Source organism: Saccharothrix tamanrassetensis, assembly GCF_014203665.1.
GTDB lineage: Bacteria > Actinomycetota > Actinomycetes > Mycobacteriales > Pseudonocardiaceae > Actinosynnema > Actinosynnema tamanrassetense.
Genome location: NZ_JACHJN010000003.1, coordinates 501,025 through 515,930, shown reverse-complemented (window position 1 = coordinate 515,930; position 14,906 = coordinate 501,025). Strand labels below are relative to the sequence as shown.

The 14,906-nt window shown below is 71.0% G+C and carries 16 protein-coding genes; 7 read left to right on the top strand and 9 right to left on the bottom strand.

From position 1 onward, the window contains the following. Positions 1-48 precede the first annotated feature (48 nt). Together FHS29_RS11570 and nadA are read right to left on the bottom strand one after the other, a co-directional pair. Positions 49-1,668, bottom strand: coding sequence for an L-aspartate oxidase (locus tag FHS29_RS11570; protein ID WP_184690575.1), 1,620 nt, complete (start codon positions 1,666-1,668; stop codon positions 49-51). Next, positions 1,665-2,684, bottom strand: coding sequence for a quinolinate synthase NadA (gene nadA / locus FHS29_RS11565; RefSeq protein WP_184690574.1), 1,020 nt, complete (start codon positions 2,682-2,684; stop codon positions 1,665-1,667). Before nadA ends, FHS29_RS11570 begins: the two co-directional genes overlap by 4 nt. A 62-nt stretch (positions 2,685-2,746) precedes the next feature. On the opposite strand from nadA, the gene FHS29_RS11560 reads away from it, so the two are divergent. From FHS29_RS11560 to FHS29_RS11540, 5 genes are all read left to right on the top strand, one after another. Next, on the top strand, positions 2,747-3,436 hold the full coding sequence (locus FHS29_RS11560) for an NUDIX hydrolase (RefSeq protein WP_184690573.1): 690 nt from the start codon (positions 2,747-2,749) through the stop codon (positions 3,434-3,436). Continuing rightward, positions 3,433-4,098, top strand: a complete 666-nt coding sequence (locus FHS29_RS11555; RefSeq protein ID WP_184690572.1) for an LON peptidase substrate-binding domain-containing protein — start codon at positions 3,433-3,435, stop codon at positions 4,096-4,098. Before FHS29_RS11560 ends, FHS29_RS11555 begins: the two co-directional genes overlap by 4 nt. Positions 4,099-4,363: 265 nt before the next feature. Further along, positions 4,364-4,840: a GNAT family N-acetyltransferase gene (locus tag FHS29_RS11550; protein ID WP_184690571.1), complete on the top strand. Its 477-nt coding sequence runs from the start codon at positions 4,364-4,366 to the stop codon at positions 4,838-4,840. A gap of 575 nt (positions 4,841-5,415) precedes the next feature. After that, positions 5,416-6,681 (top strand): MFS transporter, encoded by a 1,266-nt coding sequence (locus FHS29_RS11545; protein ID WP_184690570.1) that lies wholly within the window; start codon positions 5,416-5,418, stop codon positions 6,679-6,681. 89 nt (positions 6,682-6,770) lie between these two features. After that, positions 6,771-7,550 carry a putative hydro-lyase gene (locus tag FHS29_RS11540; RefSeq protein ID WP_312864866.1) on the top strand — a complete coding sequence of 260 codons (780 nt, stop codon included), beginning with the start codon at positions 6,771-6,773 and terminating at the stop codon, positions 7,548-7,550. Positions 7,551-7,689: 139 nt separating this feature from the next. Here the strand turns inward: FHS29_RS11540 and FHS29_RS11535 are convergent, their stop codons facing one another. The 4 genes from FHS29_RS11535 to bioD form a co-directional block, all read right to left on the bottom strand. Then, on the bottom strand, positions 7,690-8,280 hold the full coding sequence (locus FHS29_RS11535; protein WP_184690568.1) for a DUF2567 domain-containing protein: 591 nt from the start codon (positions 8,278-8,280) through the stop codon (positions 7,690-7,692). A 39-nt stretch (positions 8,281-8,319) separates the two neighbouring features. Continuing rightward, positions 8,320-8,610, bottom strand: coding sequence for a biotin synthase auxiliary protein BsaP (bsaP, locus tag FHS29_RS11530; RefSeq protein WP_376774410.1), 291 nt, complete (start codon positions 8,608-8,610; stop codon positions 8,320-8,322). Continuing rightward, positions 8,607-9,650 carry a biotin synthase BioB gene (gene bioB / locus FHS29_RS11525; protein ID WP_221455757.1) on the bottom strand — a complete coding sequence of 348 codons (1,044 nt, stop codon included), beginning with the start codon at positions 9,648-9,650 and terminating at the stop codon, positions 8,607-8,609. Before bioB ends, bsaP begins: the two co-directional genes overlap by 4 nt. 472 nt (positions 9,651-10,122) lie before the next feature. After that, the gene (gene bioD, locus FHS29_RS11520) at positions 10,123-10,839 is read right to left on the bottom strand and encodes a dethiobiotin synthase (RefSeq protein ID WP_184690566.1); all 717 of its coding nucleotides are present in this window, start codon (positions 10,837-10,839) and stop codon (positions 10,123-10,125) included. A gap of 60 nt (positions 10,840-10,899) precedes the next feature. Here bioD and FHS29_RS11515 point away from each other — a divergent pair, with 60 nt between their 5' ends. Continuing rightward, complete coding sequence (locus FHS29_RS11515; RefSeq protein ID WP_184690565.1) at positions 10,900-11,139, top strand: glutaredoxin family protein; 240 nt, start codon at positions 10,900-10,902, stop codon at positions 11,137-11,139. Positions 11,140-11,141: 2 nt separating this feature from the next. Further along, positions 11,142-11,777 (top strand): hypothetical protein, encoded by a 636-nt coding sequence (locus FHS29_RS11510; protein ID WP_184690564.1) that lies wholly within the window; start codon positions 11,142-11,144, stop codon positions 11,775-11,777. Between the two features lie 75 nt (positions 11,778-11,852). On the opposite strand, the gene FHS29_RS11505 is transcribed toward FHS29_RS11510, so the two are convergent. The 3 genes from FHS29_RS11505 to FHS29_RS11495 all read right to left on the bottom strand — a co-directional run bounded on the left by FHS29_RS11505 (position 11,853) and on the right by FHS29_RS11495 (position 14,890). Next, complete coding sequence (locus FHS29_RS11505; protein ID WP_184690563.1) at positions 11,853-12,353, bottom strand: RICIN domain-containing protein; 501 nt, start codon at positions 12,351-12,353, stop codon at positions 11,853-11,855. 61 nt (positions 12,354-12,414) lie between these two features. Next, positions 12,415-13,677: an adenosylmethionine--8-amino-7-oxononanoate transaminase gene (locus tag FHS29_RS11500; protein ID WP_184690562.1), complete on the bottom strand. Its 1,263-nt coding sequence runs from the start codon at positions 13,675-13,677 to the stop codon at positions 12,415-12,417. Continuing rightward, positions 13,664-14,890: a cytochrome P450 family protein gene (locus FHS29_RS11495; RefSeq protein WP_184690561.1), complete on the bottom strand. Its 1,227-nt coding sequence runs from the start codon at positions 14,888-14,890 to the stop codon at positions 13,664-13,666. Before FHS29_RS11495 ends, FHS29_RS11500 begins: the two co-directional genes overlap by 14 nt. Positions 14,891-14,906: the final 16 nt, after the last annotated feature.

Below are 14,906 nucleotides of genomic sequence, written 5' to 3'. Positions count from 1 at the left end.
GCCTGGTGTCGGGCCTGTTCTTCGGGCCGTCGTGCGGGTCTGCGGAAGTCATGCCACTCCCCTCGAAGCCGTCGCCGGGTCGGCCAGCACGGGCTGACCCGACGGGTTGAGCCGCACCACCTGGCTGCGCTGCCACCCCACGTCGTCGCGGGAGGTGAAGTCGGTGCGCACGTGGCAGCCGCGCGACTCGGTGCGTTCGGCAGCGGCGGCGATCAGCGCCCGCGCCGCCACGGTCAGCGCCGCGTCCTCCACCAGTTCCCTGGTGTCCAGCTTGCGGTCCACAGTGGACAGGTCGAGCACCGAGCCGACCACGGCGAGGCCTTCGGCGTCCCGGCCGATCGCCGCGTACCGGCTCATCACGCGCTGCAACGAGTCCCGGTCCGCCACCGGGGCGGTCGGCAGCTCCGCGGTGGCCGTGCAGCGGGCCAGCACGCCCAGGGCGAGGTCACTCGCGACCGCCTCGGCGGCCCGCGTGCCGACCACCAGTCCTTCGAGCAGGCTGTTGGACGCCAACCGGTTCGCGCCGTGCAGCCCGGTCCGGGCCACCTCGCCCGCCGCGTACAGGCCGGTCACCCCGGTCCGTCCGTCCACATCGGACACCACGCCGCCGCACGCGAAGTGCGCGGCGGGCGCGACCGGGATGGGCTGCCCGGCCGGGTCGACACCGGCCGTGACGCACGCCGCGTGCACGGTCGGGAACCGGCGGGCGAAGTCGGAGATGCCGGTGGCGTCGAGGAAGACGTGGTCGTCCACGCCACCGGGCGCGCCCGCCATGTGCCGGGTGATGGCCGCCGCCACGACGTCGCGCGGGGCCAGGTCCTCCAACGGGTGCACGCCGCGCATCACGCGCGCGCCGGTCGCGTCGACCAGCACCGCGCCCTCACCGCGCACCGCCTCGGTCACCAGCGGACACCGGCCGCGCGCGCCCCGTCCCGTGTACAGGACGGTCGGGTGGAACTGGACGAACTCCACGTCCGCCGCCACCGCGCCGGCCCGCAGCGCGAGCGCCAGACCGTCACCGGTCGCCACCTCCGGGTTGGACGTGGCCTGGTAGAGCTGCCCCAGCCCGCCGCTGGCCAGCAGCACGGCGGGCGCGGTCAGCACACCCGGCACCCCGTTCGGGTCCAGCACCAGCAGCCCGCACACCTGGCCGAGCGGCGTGCGCACCGCGTCCACCGCGATGTGCTGCTCCAGCACCGGAACCCGGCCGTCGACGGCAGCGGCGAGCAGCGCCCGTTCCACCTCGGCACCGGTCGCGTCACCTCCCGCGTGCACCACGCGGAACGCGCTGTGCCCGCCCTCGCGGGTGCGCGCCAGCCGGCCGTTCCCGACGGCGTCGAACACCGCACCCCGTCGGCGCAGCCCGGTCACGGCCGCCGGGCCGTCCGCGATGATCGCGGCCACCGCGGCCTCGTCGCACAGACCCGCGCCCGCGACCAACGTGTCGCGGATGTGCGCGTCGACCGTGTCGCCCTCGTCGTGCTCGTCCGGCAGCACGACCGCGACACCGCCCTGCGCCCACCGGGTGTTGCCCTCCCGCTGTTCCGCCTTGGTGACGACGAGGACCCGCAGCCCCAGCTCACGCGCGCGCAGCGCCGCCGTCAGCCCCGCGACACCCGTGCCGACCACGACCAGGTCGGCACGGGCCTCCCACAGCGGGGTGCTCACTCGCCGCCGCCGGGCTTGCCGATCTCGATCATCCGCTGCACGGCGCCCCGCGCCCGCTTCGCGGTGTCCAGGTCGACGTGCACCTCGTCCTTGCCCTCGCGCAGGCAGCGCAGCAGCGCGGTCGGGGTGATCATCTTCATGTACCGGCAGGAAGCCCGGTCGTTCACCGCGCGGAAGTCGATCTCCGGCGCGGCCCGGCGCAGCTGGTGCAGCATGCCGATCTCGGTGGCCACCAGCACCGACTTCGCGCTGGTGCTGCGGGCGGCGGTGATCATGTCGCCGGTCGAGAGGATCTTCACCTTCTCCGCCGGGACGGTGCCCTCGCCCGCTAGGTAGAGCGCGGAGGTGGCGCAGCCGCACTCCGGGTGGATGAACAGGTCGGCGTCCGGGTTCGCCGCCGCCCGCTCGGCCAGCTCGGGGCCGTTGATGCCCGCGTGGACGTGGCACTCGCCCGCCCAGATGTGCAGGTTCCGCCGGCCGGTCTCGCGCTTCACGTGCGCGCCGAGGAACTGGTCGGGCAGGAACAGCACCTCGCGGTCGGCCGGGATGGACGCCACCACGTCCACCGCGTTCGACGACGTGCAGCAGATGTCCGTCTCCGCCTTCACCTCGGCGGTGGTGTTCACATAGGACACCACGACCGCGCCGGGGTGCTCGGCCTTCCACGCGCGCAGCTGGTCGCCGGTGATCGAGTCGGCCAGCGAGCAGCCCGCGCGCTCGTCCGGGATCAGCACGGTCTTGTGCGGGGCCAGGATCTTCGCGGTCTCGGCCATGAAGTGCACGCCGCAGAAGACGATGGTCGACGCGTCGCTCGCCGCGGCGATGCGGCTGAGCGCCAGCGAGTCGCCGGTGTGGTGCGCGATGTCCTGGATCTCCGGGAGCTGGTAGTTGTGCGCGAGGATCACCGCGTCCTGCCTGCGCGCCAGCTCCAGCACCTCGTCCCGCCAGGCGGCGTCCGGCGCGATGCCGTCGTACGCACCGTCAGAGGTTCGCTCCACGTAGGCGGTAGCGACCATGGTGTCCTCCTTCAGCCAGGTTTTCGCCTACCGGGCGAAAACTTGGCCGATAGTATCAGCCGGTGGGTCTCGCGGGACATGAGGTACTGGCCGCAGTGCTCCAGGTGAGAGCCGGATCACTCCAGGTCATGCTGTGGGAGCGCGCGCGGGAACCGCACGCTCACCGCTGGTCACTGCCCGGTGGCGGGCTCGGTGGGACCGAGGACGTGGAGGCGTCGATCCGGCGCCAGCTGGCGGAGAAGGTCGACGTGACACAGCTCTCACACGTGGAGCAGCTGGCCGTCTTCAGCGCCCCCGACCGCGTCCCCGGCCCCCGCGTGGTGGCGACCGCGTTCCTCGGCCTGGTCCGCTCCGACACGGACCCCGTCGTGCCCTCCGACACCGCGTGGCACCCGGTCGACACACTGCCCGCGACCGCGTTCGACCACGAGGCCATCTGCCGGCGGGCGCGGCACCGGCTGGCGTCCAAACTGTCCTACACGAACCTGGGTTTCGCCTTGGCGCCGCCGGAGTTCACCATCTCGGCGCTGCGATCGCTGTACTCGGCGGCGCTGGGGTACGAGGTGTCGGCGACCAACCTGCAACGCGTGCTGTCCCGCCGCGGCCTGCTGGAGCCCACCGGCGCGGTCGCACCGGTAGGCCCGTCCGGCGGGCGCCCGGCCGCGCTGTTCCGCTTCGTGTCAAGGCAGATGCGGGTGACCGATCCGTTCGCCGTGCTGCGGCCACCCAGCAGCCGTAACTTGGGGACGTGACCACGACGCTCCCGCTGTTCCCCCTGGGTACCGTACTGCTGCCGGGAACGTCGCTGCCCTTGCACGTGTTCGAACCGCGCTACCGACAGCTGACCGTGGACCTGCTGACCGAGCAGCTGCCGGGCCGCGCCTTCGGCGTGGTGGCGATCCGGCAGGGTTGGGAGGTCGGCACCGGCAACGCGACGGCGCTGCACGAAGTCGGCTGCGAAGCCCTCCTCCGCGACGCCAAACCCCTGCCGGACGGCCGTTTCGACCTGTCCACCACCGGCGGCCGACGGTTCCGCCTGGTGGACGTGGACACGGAGAGCGCGCCCTACCTGCTGGGCAAGGTCGAGTGGGTCGCGGACGTGCCCGCCCCGGCCGAAGTGGCCGAAGTGCTGCCGCTGCTGGTGGACGGCGCGATGGGAGCGTTCCGCCGGTACCGGCAGGCGGCGTTCGAGGACGATCCGGTGGTGGCGCGGACGGAGATGCTGGCGTACTCGTTGGCCAACGACTGCCTGCTCACCCTGGAGGACCGGCAGCACCTGCTGGAGGAACGCTCCGAGGCCCGCCGCCTGCGCTTGGTCCGCCGGATGATGCACCGCGAAGCGGGAATCATCACCGCCCTCCACGCGGTGCCCGCCCCGATCGCCGAACTGGGCCACCTCCCCCACCGCAACTGAGCCACCCCCGCGCCGCCGCACCCAAGCCCACACCGGGCCGCCGCACCAGGCCACCTCGGGCCACCGCACCCGAGCAACCCCCGCGCCACCACACCCAAGCCCACATCGGGCCGCCGCACCCGAGCCGCCCCAGGCCGGTACACCGAACCCCGCATTGCGCCCTACCCACACGCCGCCCACCCACACGCCCCGCCCACGCGGGACGACACCACTGCGCGGGGCGGGAGGCCACCACTGCGCGGGCCGCTTGAGCCAGGATGGATGTGTGGACGACATCGCGATCCGTCCGGTCCGTGCCGGTGAGCTACCCGCTGTCGCCGAGCTGCGCCGGCGGTGGGTGCAAGAGGTCTACGGAACGACGCACACCACGGTGGAGGAGTTCGCGCCCCAATTCGTGGCGTGGGCACAGAAGAACGAGTCCTCGCATCGGTGCATGGTGTTGCTCCGCGACGAGGTGGTCATCGGCGTGGCCTGGCTGGCCATCACAGAGCGCGTGCCCCACCCGCGTGTGTTCGAACGGACGTCGGGTGACGTGCAGTGCGTGTACGTGACACCGGACGAACGTGGCCGCGGTCTGGGTGGCGAACTGATCAAAGCCGTCTTGGCGTGGGCGAGCGATCTGGGCCTTGAGCGGGTAACGGTGCACTCCAGTGACCGGGCCATCTCGGCGTACTCCCGCCATGGATTCGAAGTATCGCCGAATCTGCTCCAGTTCAACGTGGGACAGGGCCGCCCAGAGTGAGTCGCCGCCCGAAGTGAGTCGCCGCCCAGAGTGAGTCGCCGCCCAGAGTGAGTCATCGGCAAGCCGTTGTCCGGGGCGCACCACTGGCGCAGTGTCGCAGCTATCAGCGGCTGCTACGCCTCCCTCACGCACCGACCGGAAGCGCCGTTCGAGATCACGGCCGTTCGCGATCACGGACGCTCTTCTCCGCACGGAGGGCTCGGTCAAGCTTCTGGTCGGCATGTCTCGCCCTGGCTGCGCACATGCCCGCCGCCTGGCCCGCCGCCTTCCTATCTAGGCTCATGCTCTGAGACCAGCACCCGGTTGTCATCGAGCGGTCGGTTGACCGGAACGGGCGACGTTTGTCGGCTCGTGTCAGTGGTGCGACCCTTCGCGACCTCCGACAGCTCGCGTGTAACCCTCCCGAGGCTCGCGCCCAACGCCCCGCTCCCCCTGCGTGCCCTCGCTCCCGCGTCACCATGCCAACCCCACTGGAATGCCCTCCTGTTGATTCGTCCTATTGCTCTATAGTGGGATTGTTCAACAATCCTCTACGGTGTGGTCCAGCGCACAACCCCACGTCTGCGAGGTGAACGATGAGCAGCAGCACCACAGAGACCGACCGAACGGACAGCGGCCCCTTCGCCTGGTTCCGCACTCTCGGCCGCAACGGCCGGAAGGCCTTCATCGGGGCGTTCGGCGGCTACGGGCTGGACTCGTACGACTTCCAGGTACTGCCCCTCGGCCTGGTGGCGATCACCGCCTACTTCGGCATCACCAAGGGCGAAGCCGGCCTCCTCACCACGGTCACCCTGGTGGTGAGCGCCATCGGCGGCGCGGTCGCCGGGATCATGGCCGACCGCATCGGCCGCGTCCGCACCCTCATGATCACGGTCGCCACCTACGCCGTCTTCACCGTCCTGTGCGGCTTCGCCACCAGCTACGAAACCCTCCTGATCTTCCGCGCCCTGCAAGGCCTGGGCTTCGGCGGCGAGTGGGCGGCGGGCGCGATCCTGGTCGCGGAGTACTGCAAACCGCAGTACCGAGGCCGCACGGTGGCGTTCATCCAGAGCGCGTGGGCGGTCGGCTGGGCGCTGTCGGTGCTGGTCTATGCGCTGGTCTTCAACTTCTTCCCGCAGGACGTCGCCTGGCGCGTGCTGTTCTGGACCGGCGCCCTCCCCGCGATCCTCATCATCTACGTCCGCCGCACCGTCAAGGACGCCCCGCAGGTCACCGAACACCGTGCCACCAGCAGGCACAAGGGCTCGTTCCAGGCAATCTTCGCAGGGAACCTGACCCGCACCACGCTGTTCGCGTCCCTGCTCGCGACCGGCGTCCAAGGCGGCTACTACACGCTCGCCACCTGGCTGCCCACCTACCTCAAGTCCGAACGCGGGCTCACCGTCATCGGCACCGGCGGGTACCTGGCGTTCCTCATCTCCGGTGCGTTCATCGGCTACGTCGCCGGCGGCTACGTCACGGACTGGTTGGGGCGCAAGAAGACGTTCGCCCTGTTCTCCGTCCTGTCCGCCGCGCTGATCATGCTCTACACCCAGATCCCGGCCGGCGCGAACACCGCGGTGCTGTTCCTCGGCTTCCCGCTCGGGTTCTGCATGTCCGCGATCTTCAGCGGCTTCGGGTCGTTCCTCGCGGAGCTGTACCCGACCGCCCTGCGCGGCACCGGCCAGGGCTTCACCTACAACTTCGGCCGCGCGGTGGGCGCGTTGTTCCCCACGCTGGTCGGGTTCATGGCGGAACGGATGGGCATCGGCGGCGCGATGGTGTTCGGTGCGATCGCGTACGGGATCGCCGTCGTGGCGCTGTTCGGTCTGCCCGAGACGAAGGGAAGGGAACTGCTGTGACAACACCCGAGACCGCCGCAACCAGGTCGGTGACACCCGCCTCGCCACCCGTTGAAGCACCCACCGTGGCATCCGCAGGAGCACCCACCGTGGCATCCGTCGAAGCGCCCGCTGTGACGCCCGAGGAAGCACGCCGCCACGCCACCGGCCCGACCGCGGGCCTCGCCGACGGGTACACGCAGGCGAACCTGATCGCCGTCCCCCGGGACTGGGCCTACGACGTGCTGCTGTTCGCCCAACGCAACCCGAAACCGTGCCCCGTGCTGGACGTGACCGACGTGGGCTCGCCGAGAACCGTGCTGGCTCAGCACGCCGACCTGAGGCGCGACCTGCCGCGCTACCGGATCTGGGAGCACGGCGAACTCACCGCCGAGCCGACCGACGCCACCGGGTACTGGCGGGACGACCTCGTGGCGTTCCTGATCGGGTGCAGCTTCACCTTCGAATCGGCGCTCAGACAGGCCGGTGTGCCGCTGCGCCACGTCCAGCAGGGCCGCAACGTCCCGATGTACGTCACCGACCGCGAATGCCGCCCGGCAGGCCGCCTGCACGGCCCGATGGTGGTCAGCATGCGCTACGTCCCGGCGCACCTGACTGACACGGCCCGCGACATCACCGCCCGAATGCCCGCCGTGCACGGCGCTCCCGTGCACATCGGATCGCCGAACGCGCTGGGCATCAAGGACCTCGACCAGCCCGAGTTCGGCGACGCCACCTCACCGCACGACGGCGACGTCCCGGTGTTCTGGGCTTGCGGCGTCACCCCGCAAGCGGCGGTGATGGCGTCCAAGCCACCGTTCGCGATCACCCACGCACCCGGACACATGTTCGTCACCGACGTCCGCGACGACGACTACCGCGTGTTCTAGGGCGTGTCCTCGTTCGTGTCTTTGTTGTCGTCCCTGTTCGTGTCCACGCGTGTGTCTCGCGGTCGTCGTTGCTCGTGTCCGAGCTTGTGACCGAGCCGGAGTTCATGCCCGTGAACCAGCGCGGGAAACGGCGCGTGCTCTAGCCGAGCCGGCGGCCGAGGTCGTCCAGCCCGTTCCACGCCGCCAGACAGCCATAGGCCAGCGCCGTGCCCAAGGGCCACGCCAGCACGCCCCACCACGTCTCCAGCACCGGGGCCAAGGCGATCATGTCCCCCACCTTGGGCGCGGCGCCCACCGCGTACCGACCGGCGGCAGTGCCGACACCGGTCCGCTGCGCCAGGTACGCCGCCACGACGCCACCCGCCGTGGCCGCGAGCATCACCACCGGACCGCGGCGTTCCCGCAGCAACCACACCGCGATACCGGTCAACAGCCCGGCACCCAGCCCGATGAGCACGAACAGCATCAACCCGTCGAGCCGGTGGTAGCTCTCACCCGTGACCGGCACCAGCGACGCGTCCTCGGCGATCACCACGTTCTGCGGCGGCGCGATCCACGCCCACAACCACCCGACGGGCAGCCCGAGCAACGCGATCGTCGACAGCACCGCGAAGCCCGGCAGCAGGTCGCGCTTCACCACCACCCGAGGCCGTTGCGGGGCGTAGCGGTAGACGAAGACAGGTGGCGCCTGCACGGGCACGGCCCGCTCGTCCACCGGTTGTTCCGCCACGCACGACCTCCCCAGCCCGGAATACCCCGTGCAGGGAGGTTACCGCGCGGAGGTGATCTCGCCGTGACGGCTGCACGTGGCGGTCCACCCGGCCGGCGTCACCTGCACGACCATGCGGCGAGCACAGGCCGAGCAGAACCTCGGCGGGTCGATGACCCGCAGGCGTCGGGCGCACGCCGCGTGATCAGCCTCGCCGAGGTCCTTGCCGCAGTACCCGCAGTACGTCACCGCTCCGGCCATCGTCACCGCGCCTCGCCCAGTCGTCACCGCGCCCAGCCCGACCGCCCCAGCACCCTGCCCGGTCGTCACCGCGTCCTGCCCGGTCGTCACAGCGTCTTGCTCAGTTCCTTGATCGGCATCGACAGCTCCTGGAGCATGTCCAGGTCGTCCTGCGCCGGGCGGCCCAGGTTGGTCAGGTAGTTGCCGACGATGATCGCGTTGATGCCGCCCAGCATGCCCTGCTTCGCACCGAGGTCGCCGAACGTCAGCTCCCGACCGCCCGCGAACCGCAGGATGGTGCGCGGCAACGCCAGCCGGAACGCACCGACCGCGCGCAACGCGTCCGGCCCCTCGACGACCGGGTAGTTCTCGTACGGCGTGCCGGGGTTCGGGATGAGGAAGTTCAGCGGCACCTCGTCCGGCTCCAACGACGCCAGCTGCACCGCGAACTCGGCGCGCTGCCCCAACGTCTCGCCCATCCCGATGATCCCGCCGCAGCACACCTCCATGCCCGCGTCACGCACCATCCGCAGCGTGTCCCACCGCTCCTCCCACGAGTGGGTGGTGACGACGTTCGGGAAGTGCGAGCGGGCGGTCTCCAGGTTGTGGTTGTAGCGGTGCACGCCCATGGCGACCAGCTCGTCCACCTGCTCCTGGGTGAGCATGCCGAGCGAACACGCGATCTGGATGTCGTTGCCGTCCTCGCGGATGGCCTTGATCCCGTCCCGCACCTGCGACAACAGCCGCTTGTCCGGCCCGCGCACAGCCGCCACGATGCAGAACTCGGTGGCGCCCGTCTCGGCGGTCTGCCTCGCCGCCCGCACCAGCCCGGGGATGTCCAGCCACGCCGAGCGGACCGGCGACGGGAACTGGCCCGACTGGGAGCAGAAGTGGCAGTCCTCCGGGCAGCCGCCGGTCTTCAGCGACACGATCCCCTCGACCTCGACCTCCGGCCCGCACCAGCGCATCCGCACCTGGTGGGCCAGCTCCAGCAACTCGGGGATCCGGTCGTCGGCCAGTTGGAGCACCCCGAGCACCTGCTCCTCGGACAACCCGACACCGCGCTCCAGCACCTGCTCACGGGCAACGCCGAGGACATCGACCTGTTCGGGGGCTGCGGTCACGACTTCTCCATAGGGTTGTCCGGCCATGGTCCGCCGGCCAGTCTGCCGCACACCCCGACCCCCGACCCAGCGACGTACGTCACTGACACGGTCAACCCCGCCACCGCCCAAACCGCCAGAATCCCCCCGTCCCGGTCAACCGGTCTCTCGATGACAACCTGGTGCCGGTCTCGAAGCATGAGCCTAAATAGCAAGGCGGCGGGCCAGGCGGGAGTGCTCGGTCGACACAGGCCCGAGGTCGGCAGTGTCCGGCAGTCGGCAGGGTGCCTGAAGGGCACCTGGTGGCCTGGGCATCGGCAGGTGTGCCCGGCGGCCACCTGATGCCCGGGTGCGTCTGGTGATCGGGTGCGCTTGGTGACCGGGTGCGCCTGGTGACCGGGTCGGCAAGTGTCCGGCGGTCACCCGGCGACCGGGTCGGCAGGTACTTGGCGGCCACCAGACGGCCGAAGTCAGCAGGTGCCCGGCAGCCACCTGGCGGCCGGGTCAGCACGCGGCCGGGTCAGCAGGTGTGCGGGGCGGCGAACTTCTCCGGGTCGAACGTGCCGCCGAACCACGGGGACAGGGCGGCGCGTGCGGTGTCCAGGAAATCCGCGCGGCTCAGGCGTGCCGCGCCGTCGGGGAGCACGCCCAAGAGCGGGCCGCCGGCGGCTTCGGGCAGGTCGACCAGGTTGCAGCGGGCCGCGAGGTCCGGTTCGGCGGGCCAGCGGCCTACTACCACGCCGACGGACTCCAGGCCCCGGTGCAGCAGGGCCTCGGCGGTCAGGGCGGTCATGTTCAGGGTGCCGAGGCCGGCGTGTGCGACGACCAGGACCGGGGCGTTGAGGGCCCAGGCCGCGTCGGCGATGGTGGTGCCCTCGTCGTCGAACCGGACGAGCAGGCCGCCGGCGCCCTCGACCAGCACCAGGTCGTGGGTGCGGTCCAGGTCGACTGCGGCGGCGGCCATCTCGCTGGGGTGCACGGTGGGTCGGCCGGAGCGGCGGGCGGCGGTGGCGGGGGCCAGGGGGTCGGGGTAGCGGCGTAGTTCGCGCGTGGTCACCGGGCCTGCCAGGCGGATCACCTCGGACAGGTCGCCGGGTTCGTCGGCGGCGATGCCGGTCTGCGCGGGTTTCAGCACGGCTACCCGGCGGCCGTCGGCGACGGCCAGGGCGGCCAGCGCGGCGACTACCACCGTCTTGCCGACCTCGGTTCCCGTTCCGGTGATCACGAGGACGCTCACGGACACTCACCCTACGACTACACGGAGCGTCGCGGCCGGCCACGTTCTAGCATCACGCCTATGGGTGAGATCGTTCTCTACGGTGCGGACTGGTGTGGCGACTGCCGGCGGGCCAAGGCCTGGCTGCGGGAGCACGAAGTGCCGTTCACCGAGGTCGACGTCGAGCGGGATGACGTGGCGCGGGATCGGGCTGTCGAGTTGGCCGGTGGGCGGAAGAACATCCCGGTGATCGTGCTGCCCGACGGGGCGGTGCTGGTGGAGCCGACGAACGTCCAGTTGGCGGAAGCCGTCAGGGTGTGACGTTGGCCGGGTCGGGATCGAAGTCGAAGTCGAGCCGGGGGCCGGGGCCACAAGGGCAGCGGCGAGCACGACGAAAGCAGGGCCAGGGGCGGCGGCCGGAGCCCGCGCCGAAGAACTGGTTCACCAGGCTGTCCGGGTGGCAGCAGACAGGGGTCGTGCTGGGCGGCACGGTGTCGGGTGTCGGCGGGCACTTCCTCCTGTGGGGCACCGTCTTCCCCGCGCTCGGCGAGGTGGTCGGCCGCATCCCGGTGGTGTCGACGGTGGTCGGCTGGTTGTTCGCGGGCGGGGCGTTCGGGGCGCTGGGCGTGCTGTCGATCAACCACGAGACCGCGAAACCGGACAACGTGAAGAGGCTGAAGGTCATCGCGTCCGTGTGGTCGGCCGTGGCGCTGCTGTGCATCCCCTCCGGCTACGCGAACGGCATCCGGCTGCCGACCGACTTCTGGGCGGGCGTGTACTCCGGCGCGTACGGGGTGGCTGCGGTGCCGTTGGTGCTCGTGGTCGTCGTCTGTCTGTGGGCACTGGTCATGAAGCTGTTGCGGCGCAAGGGCGAGCCGGACGGGACCTCGGTCGGCTGGGCGCTGGTCGCGTATTCGGCGCTGTTGCTGGTGTGGGGGTCCAGCCTGCTGCGAACGTGACCCCGCGCCGAGGGCATCCCACGCCGAACCGCCGTCGAGGGCATCCCGCGTCGAACCGCCACGCGCCGGACGGTCTCAGCTCTTGAACCACATCCCCACCGGCGAGCCGTCGCGGAGGTCTTCCTGACCGCGCACGCCCAACCGCCCACGGGTCGCACGGCTGTCGATGAACACGTCGCCCTGGTGCCGGTCGATCTGCCAGAGCTGCTCGTCACCACCCCAGCCGCAGTCCCACAGCTGCACCCGGCCACCCTCCAGGTCGATCTCCTCCAGCGCCACGTCCAGGCACCGCCCGCTGAGCCGGTTCACCAACAGCTGCCCGCCGCGGTCGGTCTGCACGGCGTCCCAGCGCTGTTCGTCCCCGCCCATCCCGCACGTCCACAGCTGCACCTTGCCGCCGTTGCGCCCGATCTCCTCCAGCGCCGCGTCCAGGCACAGCCCGGTCCGGTACAGCTCCAGCTTCCCGTCGCCGTGCTGCCAGTACCGCCCGCCGGTGACCTGGTCGGCCGTGGCGGGGGTGGCCGCGGTGACGAGCGCGGCGCAGGCCGCGAGGGCGACGCCGATTTTCCGGATCATGTTCGCCTCCAAGGCAGAAACACGTCGACTGCACCTCACGCTACCGGGCGCTGACGACCGGTCACGCGCCGTGTGACGCCTCGGCCGCCGCGACGACGGCCGCGCTGATCGCGGCCACGTCGTCATCGGTGCTGATGAACGGCGGCATGGTGTAGATCAGGTCGCGGAACGGGCGCAGCCACACGCCGTGTGCCACGGCCGCCGCCGTCGCCGCCGCCATGTCGACCTGGTGGTCCAGTTGGACCACGCCGATCGCACCGAGCACCCGCACGTCGCCGGGCGCGTTTGCCAGGCCGGTCTTGAGCCCGTCGGAGATGCGTCGCACCGACGACCGCCAGTCCTGGGACAGCAGCAGGTCGATGGAGGCCAGCGCCACCGCCGACGCCAGCGGGTTGCCCATGAACGTCGGGCCGTGGGCCAGCACGGGCACTTCGCCGCGGGAGATCCCGTCCGCCACGCGGGGTGTGCACAGGGTGGCCGCCATGGACAGGTACCCGCCGGTCAACGCCTTGCCGACGCACATGACGTCCGGGCTGACCGCGGCGTGGTCGGCGGCGAACAGCTCTCCGGTGCGCCCGAACCCGGTGGCGATCTCGTCGAAGATCAGCAGCACGTCGTGCGTCAACGTCAGTTCCCGCAACACGTGCAGGTAGCGCGGGTCGTGGAAGCGCATGCCGCCCGCGCCCTGCACCACGGGTTCCACGATCACGGCGGCCAGTTCGTCGGCGTGCTCCTCGATGAGCCGCGCCAGCTCCTCCACGTACGGGGTTTCGAGCGCTCGCGGTGGCGGGGAGGCGAAGACCTGGTCCGGGAGGACACCGCGCCACAGCGAGTGCATCCCGCCTTCCGGGTCGCACACCGACATCGGCTGGAAGGTGTCCCCGTGGTACCCGCCGCGCCAGGTCAGCAGCCGCCGCTTTTCGGGCCGTCCCTGCGAGCGCCAGTACTGGAGCGCCATCTTGACGGCGACTTCGACCGACACCGAGCCCGAGTCGCACAGGAAGACGTGCCGCAGCGGTTCGGGTGTGATCTCGACCAGGCGGGCGGACAGTGCGACGGCGGGCTGGTGGGTCAGGCCGCCGAACATGACGTGGCTCATCCGGCCGAGCTGGTCGCGGACGGCGTCGTCCAGCACCGGGTGCCGGTAGCCGTGGATGGCGGCCCACCACGAGGACATGCCGTCGACCAGTTCGCGGCCGTCGTCCAGCCGGAGCCGGACACCTCGCGCCGACTCGATCACGAGTGGTTCGCGGGTGCCCGGCATCGGGCCGTACGGGTGCCAGACGTGCGCCTGGTCCAGCTTCAGCAGCTCATCGCGGTCCACGAGCCGACAGGCTAACCGGCAGCGTGTAGAGCGCGCGCATGAGCGCGCTGGAGCGCCACCGCAGCGTCTCCGGTTCGGCGGCCAGGCCGAGGTCGAACCGGTCGAGCAGGGTGCCGATGGCGATCTCGCCCTCGATGCGGGCCAGGGGTGCGCCCAGGCAGTAGTGGATGCCGTGGCCGAACGCGAGGTGGCCGCCGGCGGGGCGGGTGATGTCGAACGTCTCCCCGTCGGGGAACCGGTTCTCGTCGCGGTTCGCCGAGAGCAGCGACGCCAGCACGAACTCGCCTTCCGGGATGGTGACCTCGCCCACCGTCACCTCCTCGGTGGTGAACCGGAACGTGGACTGGTTGACCGGTCCTTCGTAGCGGAGGAACTCCTCGACCGCGCCGGGCAGCAGGGTCCGGTCGGCGCGCAGCTTCGCCAGCTGTTCGGGGTGGCGCAGCAGGTTGTACACGCCGGTGGCGATCAGGTTGACGGTCGTCTCGTGGCCGGCGACGAGCAGCAGGAACGCCATCGAGGTGAGTTCGGCGTGGTCCAGCCGGTCGTTGTCCTCGGTGGCGTGCACGAGGGCGGAGAAGAAGTCGTCGCCGGGGTTGTCGCGCTTGTCCGCCACCAGGTCGGCCAGGAACATCGCCATCGCGGCGCCCGCTTCCTCGATCAGCGGCGGCTCGGTGCCCGCGACGAGGATGTTGGACCAGCGCCGGAAGTCGTCGCGCCGGTCCATCGGCACGCCGAGCATCTCGCTGATGACCTTGATGGGCAGCGGGAACGCGAGCGCGTCGACCAGGTCGACCTCGGGTCGGCCGGTGATCTCGTCGAGCAGTTCGTCGGTGATCTGCTGGATGCGCGGGCGCAGCTGGTCGACGCGGCGTGCGGTGAAGGCCTTGGTGACCAGTTTGCGCAGCCGGGTGTGGTTGGGCGGGTCGGTGTTGAGCATGTGCTGCGCCAGCACCTGGTCGACGTGCACGCGGTCGCCCTGGCCGGCGAGGTGCTTGTCGAACAGCGGTGCCAGCCGGGTGTGGTCCTTGCTGAACCTCGGGTCGGCGAGCACGAGCCGGGCGTCGTCGTAGCGGGTGACGAGCCAGACCTTGAGGCCGCGCGGCAGCACGACCTGGCGTGCCGCGGACTGTTCGCGCAGTGCGGCGTGGAAGGTGTGCGGGTCCTGGAAGTACTCGTCGCCGAGTTCTTCCAGGGCGATGGTGTTCTCCCCCATGGGAACCCCTCCTGTG

What these genes read in the sequence shown, in the direction of transcription:
- FHS29_RS11505 (WP_184690563.1), bottom strand. Translation starts at nt 12,353, where the DNA reads ATGATCCGGAAAATCGGCGTCGCCCTCGCGGCCTGCGCCGCGCTCGTC.
- nadA (WP_184690574.1), bottom strand. Translation starts at nt 2,684, where the DNA reads ATGGTCGCTACCGCCTACGTGGAGCGAACCTCTGACGGTGCGTACGAC.
- bioB (WP_221455757.1), bottom strand. Translation starts at nt 9,650, where the DNA reads ATGGCCGGACAACCCTATGGAGAAGTCGTGACCGCAGCCCCCGAACAG.
- FHS29_RS11545 (WP_184690570.1), top strand. Translation starts at nt 5,416, where the DNA reads ATGAGCAGCAGCACCACAGAGACCGACCGAACGGACAGCGGCCCCTTC.
- FHS29_RS11515 (WP_184690565.1), top strand. Translation starts at nt 10,900, where the DNA reads ATGGGTGAGATCGTTCTCTACGGTGCGGACTGGTGTGGCGACTGCCGG.
- FHS29_RS11495 (WP_184690561.1), bottom strand. Translation starts at nt 14,890, where the DNA reads ATGGGGGAGAACACCATCGCCCTGGAAGAACTCGGCGACGAGTACTTC.